This is a genomic window from Xanthomonas sp. NCPPB 3005 (assembly GCF_041228095.2).
Classification (GTDB): domain Bacteria; phylum Pseudomonadota; class Gammaproteobacteria; order Xanthomonadales; family Xanthomonadaceae; genus Xanthomonas_A; species Xanthomonas_A bonasiae.
Genome location: NZ_CP166096.2, coordinates 455,434 through 464,772, shown reverse-complemented (window position 1 = coordinate 464,772; position 9,339 = coordinate 455,434). Strand labels below are relative to the sequence as shown.

At 61.4% G+C, this 9,339-nt stretch carries 14 protein-coding genes; all 14 read left to right on the top strand.

The genetic code is table 11. The features are described 5' to 3' along the window. Positions 1-180: 180 nt before the first annotated feature. The 14 genes from AB8810_RS02195 to AB8810_RS02130 all read left to right on the top strand — a co-directional run bounded on the left by AB8810_RS02195 (position 181) and on the right by AB8810_RS02130 (position 9,068). Positions 181-402 (top strand): hypothetical protein, encoded by a 222-nt coding sequence (locus AB8810_RS02195; protein WP_369915434.1) that lies wholly within the window; start codon positions 181-183, stop codon positions 400-402. 55 nt (positions 403-457) lie between these two features. Beyond that, positions 458-691 (top strand): hypothetical protein, encoded by a 234-nt coding sequence (locus tag AB8810_RS02190; RefSeq protein ID WP_369915433.1) that lies wholly within the window; start codon positions 458-460, stop codon positions 689-691. A gap of 82 nt (positions 692-773) precedes the next feature. Continuing rightward, positions 774-1,580 (top strand): trypsin-like serine protease, encoded by an 807-nt coding sequence (locus AB8810_RS02185; protein ID WP_369915432.1) that lies wholly within the window; start codon positions 774-776, stop codon positions 1,578-1,580. Between the two features lie 130 nt (positions 1,581-1,710). Then, positions 1,711-1,965, top strand: a complete 255-nt coding sequence (locus tag AB8810_RS02180; RefSeq protein ID WP_369915431.1) for a hypothetical protein — start codon at positions 1,711-1,713, stop codon at positions 1,963-1,965. Positions 1,966-2,734: 769 nt separating this feature from the next. Beyond that, entirely contained in the window at positions 2,735-3,046 is a 312-nt protein-coding gene (locus AB8810_RS02175) for a hypothetical protein (RefSeq protein ID WP_369915430.1), read from the top strand. Positions 3,047-3,357: 311 nt separating this feature from the next. Next, positions 3,358-3,708 carry an excalibur calcium-binding domain-containing protein gene (locus tag AB8810_RS02170; protein ID WP_369915429.1) on the top strand — a complete coding sequence of 117 codons (351 nt, stop codon included), beginning with the start codon at positions 3,358-3,360 and terminating at the stop codon, positions 3,706-3,708. 79 nt (positions 3,709-3,787) lie between these two features. Next, complete coding sequence (locus tag AB8810_RS02165) at positions 3,788-4,114, top strand: DUF4288 domain-containing protein (protein ID WP_369915428.1); 327 nt, start codon at positions 3,788-3,790, stop codon at positions 4,112-4,114. 648 nt (positions 4,115-4,762) lie between these two features. Next, the gene (locus AB8810_RS02160) at positions 4,763-5,095 is read left to right on the top strand and encodes a hypothetical protein (protein WP_369915427.1); all 333 of its coding nucleotides are present in this window, start codon (positions 4,763-4,765) and stop codon (positions 5,093-5,095) included. A gap of 59 nt (positions 5,096-5,154) precedes the next feature. After that, on the top strand, positions 5,155-5,574 hold the full coding sequence (locus AB8810_RS02155) for a hypothetical protein (protein ID WP_369915426.1): 420 nt from the start codon (positions 5,155-5,157) through the stop codon (positions 5,572-5,574). A 78-nt stretch (positions 5,575-5,652) separates the two neighbouring features. Continuing rightward, a complete protein-coding gene (locus AB8810_RS02150) occupies positions 5,653-6,198 on the top strand; it encodes an NADAR family protein (protein ID WP_369915425.1) in 546 nt (181 codons plus the stop codon). Between the two features lie 46 nt (positions 6,199-6,244). Further along, positions 6,245-6,922: a DUF1963 domain-containing protein gene (locus AB8810_RS02145; protein WP_179571004.1), complete on the top strand. Its 678-nt coding sequence runs from the start codon at positions 6,245-6,247 to the stop codon at positions 6,920-6,922. Beyond that, positions 6,895-7,455, top strand: coding sequence for a hypothetical protein (locus tag AB8810_RS02140; RefSeq protein ID WP_369915424.1), 561 nt, complete (start codon positions 6,895-6,897; stop codon positions 7,453-7,455). The genes AB8810_RS02145 and AB8810_RS02140 overlap by 28 nt, the downstream gene beginning before the upstream one ends. Positions 7,456-7,550: 95 nt before the next feature. Continuing rightward, complete coding sequence (locus AB8810_RS02135; RefSeq protein ID WP_255432865.1) at positions 7,551-7,868, top strand: hypothetical protein; 318 nt, start codon at positions 7,551-7,553, stop codon at positions 7,866-7,868. Between the two features lie 213 nt (positions 7,869-8,081). Beyond that, the gene (locus AB8810_RS02130) at positions 8,082-9,068 is read left to right on the top strand and encodes an AI-2E family transporter (protein WP_369916602.1); all 987 of its coding nucleotides are present in this window, start codon (positions 8,082-8,084) and stop codon (positions 9,066-9,068) included. Positions 9,069-9,339 lie beyond the last annotated feature (271 nt).

The following is a 9,339-nucleotide window of genomic DNA, read 5'->3' as shown; positions in this document are numbered from 1 at the left end:
CCATCGCGACCGGACTCGCCTCGCGGATCGGCTTGACTCAGGCGTCAGCCCACTGGGAGAGTTCGTCGCCATATCTGGCGCTTCATCCGGTGCTTTGGCGCGTTCGTCGCACGCCAGTTGCCGCATTTCCCTGGAGCTGCAATCCTTCCGCTTCCGCTCACGGGCCAAAGGAGCCGCGTCGTGAAAGCGCTAATTGCGACAGTTGCCTGGTGCCTTCTCTTTGTTCTGTGCTGGCCGCTGGCCCTGCTGGTCTTGGTGCTGTGGCCGATCGTTTGGCTACTGACCTTGCCCTTTCACCTAGTGGGGATCACGTTCTCCGCAGTGTTCGCGCTCCTGCACGCCCTCCTGTTCCTGCCTGCCCGCCTCCTTGGTTGGCGGCCGGGACACACAGCGGCGGCCTAGCGCTCAATCGGGGGCCGTTCCGCAGCGGGACCTAGCTCGAACGTCAGGCGACAGCATGAAGTACGCGGATGGCACAGATATAGAAGTTGGCGACATTCTCAGGATCGACGGGGCCTACCGTGGCCGCGTCATTGCCTCGATGGACACAAACGAGTACCTGCCGGGCGAGGACAGTTGGGCATATCGTGGCGCAGGCATCATGGTCGACACGGATTTCGCCGGGCTTGTGCACTACACGACGGAGACGGCGGAGGATTTCGTACTGATCGAGCGCGGGGCGCCCACCTGACACCTCGTTCAGCGGCATCCGCATCATGGCTTGGCTTGGCTCAGGCGCGAGCCACTCGGAGATCCTTCCAAGGGAATCGCATATGACACGACTCTTGTTGCTCGCACTGTTCGTTGTGCCTTTCGGTGCAAGCGCAATCGTCATTCGGGATGACGTGGATGACGCGAAGTATCGAGTTCCGGTATCTGAGTTTCCTGCGCTAGTCGACATGCCTGGTGAGGGACATGGCGTGCTGGTTGCACCGCAATGGGTGATAACCGCTGCCCATGCGGTCACCTGGCAACCGGACATCAAGCAGGTCACTATCAATGGGATATCCAGGGATGTTGAACGTCTCGTGATACACCCCGGATACAAGAAGCCGCCACAAGCGCTGCTGGACCAGGCGCTCGCCACTTGGGATTGGACGCTTTTCCGGGTGGCGCTCTCCTCCTCGGATGACATCGCACTTCTCAAGCTGGCACAACCCGTTACCGATGTCTCGCCAGCCGCACTCAACAAGCGCGATGACGAGTTCGGCAAGACCATCAAGGTCATGGGGAAAGGCGCTACCGGTAACGGCGTCACGGGCTATGAATTCGGCAGATCCCACCGCACGGAGCTTCGCCGCGCTTACAACACGGTCACCAGCGCCGATGGCCGCTGGCTCTGCTATGTGTTCGACAAGCCGTCGGACGCCCTTCCCCTTGAGGGTGGGTCAGGAAGTGGCGACAGCGGCGGGCCCGTCCTTATCCAGGCTGACAAGGATTGGCTGGTGGCTGGACTGACTTCATGGTCGGATCCTCAAAGCGCTATCAGGACGCCCGGGAGGTATGGTCAAATCACCTGCAATGTCCGCCTGAGTCACTACAGCGAGTGGATTGGGAGCATCATATCTACGCACCCGTAGGCGGGCGCCAATCATTACATCAGGTCGAAGCCGCCTAGCGGTTGATTCAACTCAGACTCCGGGCCTTATGATGCAATCTCTAGGCTTTGCCATAGCCGCAAGCCTCACTTTCCTTGTCTTCGGTGCTGGGATGATCTATGTCACATGGATCAGGCCATCATCGCGATTCCGCCGGATCTTCTGCGCCCGGTGGCGCCTGTTCGGCCGCACCGCCTCCAAGTTCGGCGCCGCAACTCAGTCGTTTACTCTTTTGGCTATGGGATTGGGAACTTTGCTCAGCGTTTTTGACGCGCCATTCAAGAAATACGCATTCGCTCCTCTCTTGGTTGGCATAGTCTTCACGGGCATTGCACGCCTTGGCGATCTCCGCGACGATGAGGCCTAACACTTCATTGAATCCGAACTCACTTCACCAGTTGACTTGACTCATTTATTAACTCGTAATCCAATGCGGGCGCCAACAATCCAGTCGAGTCGAGGCCACCTCGCCTGTAGGCTAAATTCAATTTTTCGGAGCGGCTCGAATGGAGGAAACAAGATCATCGGAGATAGGCGGCGCCGGCATGTGCTCTCCTCTGGCTTCTCATTCGATCCGCCGCTGCTCAGCCGCGTGGCTCAAGTCAAGCATTAGGCAACAATGACAGCTCCATCGCATCCAGTTGTAGATCCAATGCTCGTTGGCACGTACCCAGCGAGCGCAAAGGCTGGCGGCGGCTACGTATGGGACGCCGTTCTTGAGTATCGGGTGTGGTGTCACCCGGAGCGCGGTGCACCGGACCTCGCTGATGGGAGTGACTACTACTATCCCTTCGAAACGTATGAGGAGGCGCTGGCTTTCTCGCAAGACACGCAGGGCTCGGAAGAACCTCTGGCCCTGATCCTGCAGGACGAGTACATAGACGAGCCTGAGCCTGGGCGGTACGTACATGTCAAGCAACGTCGGGTGGCAGAGTGGCCGGTGCAATTCCTCTCCCGCCCCAGGCGAACGCCCCATACAATCCCGGACTTCATGGCGCCGGATGCCCCGCCCAACAAGCTGGATATACTGCGTGGCCTTGCGCAGTCCATTCATGGTGCCAACAGGGTTGGCGCCTAACAATTCATTGAGGTCCACGCCGCTTCCCGGTGCGCCTTATTTCAGGCATTCGATCACCATGAAATACATCGCAAGGCCAGGGGATTTCAAACGGCCTGATATGCATATAGTCGGCAGTATCGTCGATGGGCACTTGGTCGAAGGAAACACGATGCCACTGCCTGAGCGCATCGAGATTGAACCTGAGCCAGGAAGCGCTCACTACTTCGTTTTCCGCTATGCAAAGTCCGGTGAGTTCTACGGGGACACTTGGCATGAGAACCTGGAGGCTGCATTCGCCCAAGCAAACCTCGAGTACGGCCTTGATGCTGCAGACTTCTTCTTGGTTCACGATGGTGACTCAGGCAGCGGTCATGGGGGCGCAGCCTAGCGATTCATTAAAGCCGACGCCGCTTCGCGGCACGGTTAGCGCCTGCCCGCGCTTGGCGATGCGGTCTACCTTGTCACCCTTGCGGCGCGCGGTATCCCGAGTCGGGTCGGTGCGCAAGGGCACCGCAGCGACGACCAGCCAGGGCACAGGTCCCGCATGCTGAGCATGTCCTCCAAAGACTGAACACCGCACCGAAACACACGAGGAGCCTGAGCGCTTGGAATGATTGACGGCGACCGACGACTCGACGAGGATCGTGCCAGGCCGCGTATACACGGTCCAATAGGATTTTCCGCGCATCAGGGGGCTGTGTGCGATCTTTCGTTGCGACGCTTGTGGCACTCGCTTCCTTGGCCATCACCGGAAGCGCGTGGGCGCACGGCGGCGGCCTCAACAAGGACGGCTGCCACACCAATCGCAAAACGGGTGACTACCACTGCCACCGGGGCGGAAGCACTCCCCCCTCTCCACGCAGCTCCTATGTCCCTGCCAATAGCGTTTCCCCCTCGGGATCTACGTCGGGCAGTCACGCATTTGCAAACTGTACGGAGGCCCGTGCCGCGGGGGCGACTCCAGTCCATCGCGGCGATCCAGGCTACGGGCCTCACTTGGACCGGGACAACGACGGTGTGGGATGCGAGCCTTCCCGTGGGCGTCGGTAGACTATGCGCTGGCAATCATTCAGACCGAACCCGCTTCCGGGTCGGCTTAAATCGGGCATCAGGCTGCGTAGGAGCTGCCATGGGGTGGTACGCGATAAGGACGGTGTATGCCTTCGGAACCAAAGACGATGGAACCAACGTCTTTGAGGAGCGCATCGTTGCATTTGAGGCAAACGACCAGGATGAGGCCTTCACTAAAGCCCACAAGGAGTCCGTTACCTATGCGGCTGACCTGAACCTTGAGGCGCATCCCGATCAAGTCAGCTACAAACAGGATGGCAACGCTCTCACCGACGGCTATGAACTTTGGTCCAAACTCTTTGAGTCGCGTCTCGAACTCAATGAATTCTATGAGAGCCGTTACGTCTCCTACGAATACCATCCCGATCCTCGGCCTAGCAGCTAGTCCGAACATGGCACACCCACCATGCGCTCCGAAGAGACTTAACTTGGTTCTTATTCCGCACAACCGGCCTTGATATGGACATGAAAATTCCCAAGGCTTCAGCGGCTGGCTTGACTGGAGTAGTTGCAGCGGCATTCATTTCTCTTGCAGTCCTGGCGTACATAGCCCTTTGCCTTATCGTTCTTTACAGGCAGGACTGGCTACCAAAAAATTCTGTCCTTTATGCATCTCTCATTGGCCCGCCACATTGGCTCGCTTGGAGCACTGGCGCAAGGCCCATGTTTTGGGGCTGCACATTGGCGGTGATGGTCGTTGCCATCGTTGGAGCAAGCGTTCGCCCGCTGTTGTTGCCTATCGCTGGGCTTTGCTTTCTCATCTGGATTGGCTCAGGATTTCTGTCGGTAGCCCTATCCGTCTAGGCGGATAAGGCCTAACGACGCTACCGACGGCTCGACCTAATTCATGCGTCAGGTAGCGCAAATCGCATCTCAACAGCTCGGCCATGAAGATCGGGGAATGCTCGGCACTCGCGCCGGACGGAGACAGTCGTGTCATCGTCCGTGCCTGTTGCAGGGGCACGCCACACAGCAGACCAACCCAGGCAGAGTTCCGCTTGGTGGCTCGGCATAGTTCACGTTCGGAGATCAAATGAAGTTACGCCCACTCAACAAGCGCCAGGAGAAGCAGGCGTTGGCATGGATGCTGGCCAGCCTGAACGAGCCGATAGACAACAGCTGGCGATCGATGCTCAAGCGAGAAGTTGTCGGACTCTTGGTTCCCTTCCTCGTTGTCGCGATCGTCCTTGGCGTCATGCGCTCTCAGTCGTTACTGGCGTTGTTCACGACGGTTGGCGCACTTATCGTCGGGTTGGCTACCGGCATTGGCATACGGCATATTGCCGCGGCACGACATTGGCCCGTGGTTGCTCGCTGCTTGGACCGTGACAAGATCGAGCAGAGGCTTCGCGAGCTCGACGCCTAACGACGCACTCAAGCCGATGCCACCTCTCGTGCCAACTCAGTTCAAATGTTGGAGTCCCCATGACCCCTCTCGACCGCATCACCGAGCGCGTCAGCCGTCTAGGGCATCCCGACGAGCCTGGAACCCCGCGACCACTGCTGACCGTCGACGAGTTCTTCGAGGGTAACGTCGAGGTCGGGAGCATCGGCTGCAACCTTGACGGCGCTCCGGGACCCGGCGCGTTCCACAACCTCTTCCGCACTATTGCACAGCGTCCGGATGTCGAAGACATCCGCGTTCAGATCACCGCATTCGACTGTCCCGAGTGGCCGTTTTCGGATACCGTCTACATCATGACCTCCGCCACACCCGAGGAGGTGGCGACATGGTTCCCCAAGCACCTAAAGCCCGACGAGACTTGGACCGGCTTCGTGGATCAACCATACGAGCCTTATCAAGTTCCCCGCGAGACACGCCCCGTTGCCTGTTGGTGGGACTGATGGACCCTGGCGTGCTGTTCGAGCGTACGCCGCTTCGCGGTGCAGATTGATTCCTGCGTAGGCGCCATGACATCCACCATGCATGATTCCCAGCCTCTGGAAGCCCTTCGTTACCGTTTCAACGCTGGCGAGGACCTGAAGTACCTCTTCTTCTGGGGTCATCGGACCAGCAAAGGCAAAGTGACCGCATCCTGCTTCAGCCAATGGTATGAAGCTCCGTTCGTCGCTGAAGGGCAGCGCTATCCGACAGCCGAACACTTCATGATGGCGGAGAAGGCCGCGCTGTTCGGGGATCAGGCAACAAGAGCGTTGGTACTTCAGGCGCCTACGCCCGGAGCAGCGAAGGCGCTAGGGCGGCAGGTGCGCGGCTTCGATGAGGCGACTTGGCTGGAGAATCGCTTCGCCGTGGTGGTCCGTGCCAACGAGGCCAAGTTTGCTCAGAACACGGCGTTGGGCCTGTTCCTCAAGCAAACAGGCTCACGCATTCTCGTCGAGGCGAGTCCCGTCGACACCATCTGGGGCATTGGCCTCGCCCAAGACGACGCAAGGGCAGGCAACCCGAACCTCTGGCTCGGCCTCAATCTCCTGGGCTTCGCCCTCATGCAGGTGCGCGACGGCTTCTAGGAACGCTGCGGACCATGCTGCGCCGCCGACACTTCATTGCACCCCCATGACCCCTACCGCACTCGAAGTACTGAACCAGCTGAGCACCAAGCTGCGCCGTGCTTCCGTCGCTACGGTCGGCGGCTTCCGCCCACCCGAAGACCCGCTGACTTCATGGTTCTGCCGCGCAGTCGGCCCGCCGAACGAAGGCCTTCCTTCGTGGAATGGCGAGCCGATGTTTCCGCTGTTGCAGGTCCGCATCGACGAGTTGCCCTTCGTTCCCCCGCAGTTGCAAGGCATCGCGTTGCTGGTGCTGTTCCAGAACCTGCAGCGCCACCCATTCGATCGCCCGCATGGCGATGGCTGGCTGGTCCGCGAGTACAGGTCGCTGGATGGCCTGCAGCCGCTTCCCTCCATGAGGCACCCGTTTCGGCCTTTTCCGATCAGCTGGAGCGAGGTGGAGGACGATGCTCCCGGGTGGGAAGATGCCTGGGACTGCGTCGACCTGACGCCCGTCAACGACGACGAGGCGGCATCCGCTGCATTCTTCGATGACTTCGCGCGCCATGCCGGTACCAAATTCGGCGGATACCCTGTCGAGGTCCAGCATGGCGTCGGCCTGAAGGACTTCGTCTTCCAGGTGGCATCGGAAGAAAAAGTGGGCTGGATGTGGGCAGACAACGGAGTCGGCTACTTCTTCCGCTCGCCCGAAGGGCAATGGTCATGGTCTTGCCAGTTCTACTGAATACAGCCGACGATGCATCCAAGCCGAGCCACCAGCGCAATGTCGTCTGGGTGCTCACCCTGGCGGTGTTCGTGCTTCCGGCCCGGCCCCACCACGAAGTCAGGCATTCGGACAGTCATGACATGAAGCCCGCCGGCTACTCCGAAACACCTCTCGCCCAAAAGCTGGGTATCGCGGCGAACAGCACCGTGGTTGCGCGATACGCGCCCGACAACTACCGCGCATTGCTCGAGCCGGTTCCCGCTGGGGCCATCTTCGAATCGACCGTCTCCCCTGCCACCGACATCGTGCATCTCTTCGCCGAGCGCAAGCGTGTCTTGGAAGCCGAACTTGCGGTGCTGCGAAGCGCGATCAGACCCAATGGCGTTGTCTGGGTGTCCTGGCCCAAGAAGGCATCGAAACTGCCGACCGACATCACCGAAGACACCATCCGGGAGTTGGCGCTACCGCTCGGTTTTGTCGACGTGAAGGTCTGCGCGGTGGACGCGATCTGGTCGGGCTTGAAGTTGGTCATTCGCAAGGAACTCAGATAGGCATGCGACCTACGTCCCGCGCCTGCCGTTTCGCCTGTCGTGGTCTTGGCCTCCGTCGACGCCCGTGCGGCCATTGTGCAATCGCTGCGCCAGCAATGACAGGGATTCAACAGCGGCGTTCGCCAGGCAGCGCGCTTGTTGCACTGCTTGCATTCTCCTTCCCCGCCTACGCGACAAGCCAATGCCCGCCCGAATTCGGCCCGAAGGATCCGACCGTCAACCTGCTGGGCTGGCTCGTCGTCGCCGTGGGCATCGTCGTTGGCGGCCTGCTGTTCGCTTACCTCGTCCGGCGCTCGCGCGGCATGCGTTGGCTTTCTCGATCGGCCGTCATCGTCCTTGGCTTCTGCGGGATGATCGCCGTGTGGGTGGGCGGCCTGGCGTTGGCCTTCGTGTACTTCTTCTTCCAATGCTAGCAATGCGCCCGGACCGGTCATCCGCGCCGAGAGCCCCGGTCATGGACCGGCATGGTTCCGGCAAGCCCGGCGCCTCGCGCCCTTCGCTCGGCTTGCACTTCGCTGACCGTATCGTCCGCCCACTGCCGTTCTGCCGGGATGTTCCAGATGCTGTCCTCCGCCCCAAGTTCTCCGTCCCCGCTGCGGCCCTTCGCGGCGCGGGTCCTGGTCGTCATGGCGCTGGCCGGCCTGGCGCTGCTGGCCTGGCAGCTCTCCGAACTGCTGCTGGTCGTGTTCGGCGCGGTGGTGGTGGGCGTGCTGCTGCACGGGCTGGCGTCGGCACTGCGCAAGTGGCTGCCGGTGCCGGAGTGGGCGGCTCTGGGCCTGGTGATCCTGCTGTTGGTGCTGATCCTGTCGTCGATCGTGTTGCTGTTCGGCGCGGAAGTCGCCGCCCAGATCGACGCGTTCCGGACCACGCTGCCGGCGGCATGGAACAAGTTCCACGCGTGGCTGCAGTCCGGCCCGCTCGGGCCGCAGATCGAGAGCATCCCCGACCAGTTGCGCGACGGCGCTTCGACGCTGGCCACGCATGCCGGCGCGATCGTGCTGTCGGCCGGCGGCGGGATCACCGACGCAGTGCTGATGATCGTCGGCGGCGTCTACCTGGCCGCGCAGCCCAAGCTGTACCGGCGCGGGTTGCTGCGGCTGTTGCCGCGCGACCGGCGCGATGTCGCCGACGAGGCCTTGGCCGCCAGCGGCCAGGTGTTGCGCGCCTGGCTGGGCGGTCAGTTCCTGGCGATGCTGGTGATCGGCAGCCTGACCGGCCTTGGGCTGTGGCTGCTGGGCGTCCCGGTGGCGCTCGGCATCGGCCTGCTGACCGCGCTGCTGGACTTCATCCCGATCGTCGGCCCGATCGTGGCGGCGGTTCCGGCGGTGCTGCTCGGCTTCACCGTCAGTCCGCAAGTGGCGCTGGGCGCGCTGCTGGTGTTCGTGGTCCTGCAGCAGATCGAGGGCCATGTGCTGCAACCGCTGATCCAGGCGCGTGCGGTGGACCTGCCGCCGGCCTTGCTGCTGTTCTCGCTGTTCGGCATCGGCGTGCTGTTCGGACCGATGGGCGTGGTGTTGGCGGCGCCGCTGACCGTGGTGATCTACGTGCTGGTCAAGCACCTGTACGTTCACCATGCCCTGGACGACCCCGACGACGCCGTGCCGGTGACCTGATCCGCTGGAGTCGTCCGAGGCCACCTCGTGGGCTCTGCACCAGGACATGCCAAGCAACCGCCCCAAGAGTCAACGTTTGCCGGGAAATGCGTGGGTCGGTCGGCCAAACGATCTGGCCAGCGGATAGATTTGCATCGGAACTGGAGCGTGCTCCGGCCACGTCGGGCGGCGCCCGATCCTCTGGATCGTGCTCGCCGCCGAGCAAGGCGGTGCGTCCGGCATCGCATTCGTCCGGGATTCCGTGGGCTGGTATCCTGGACGCCAATTGAAG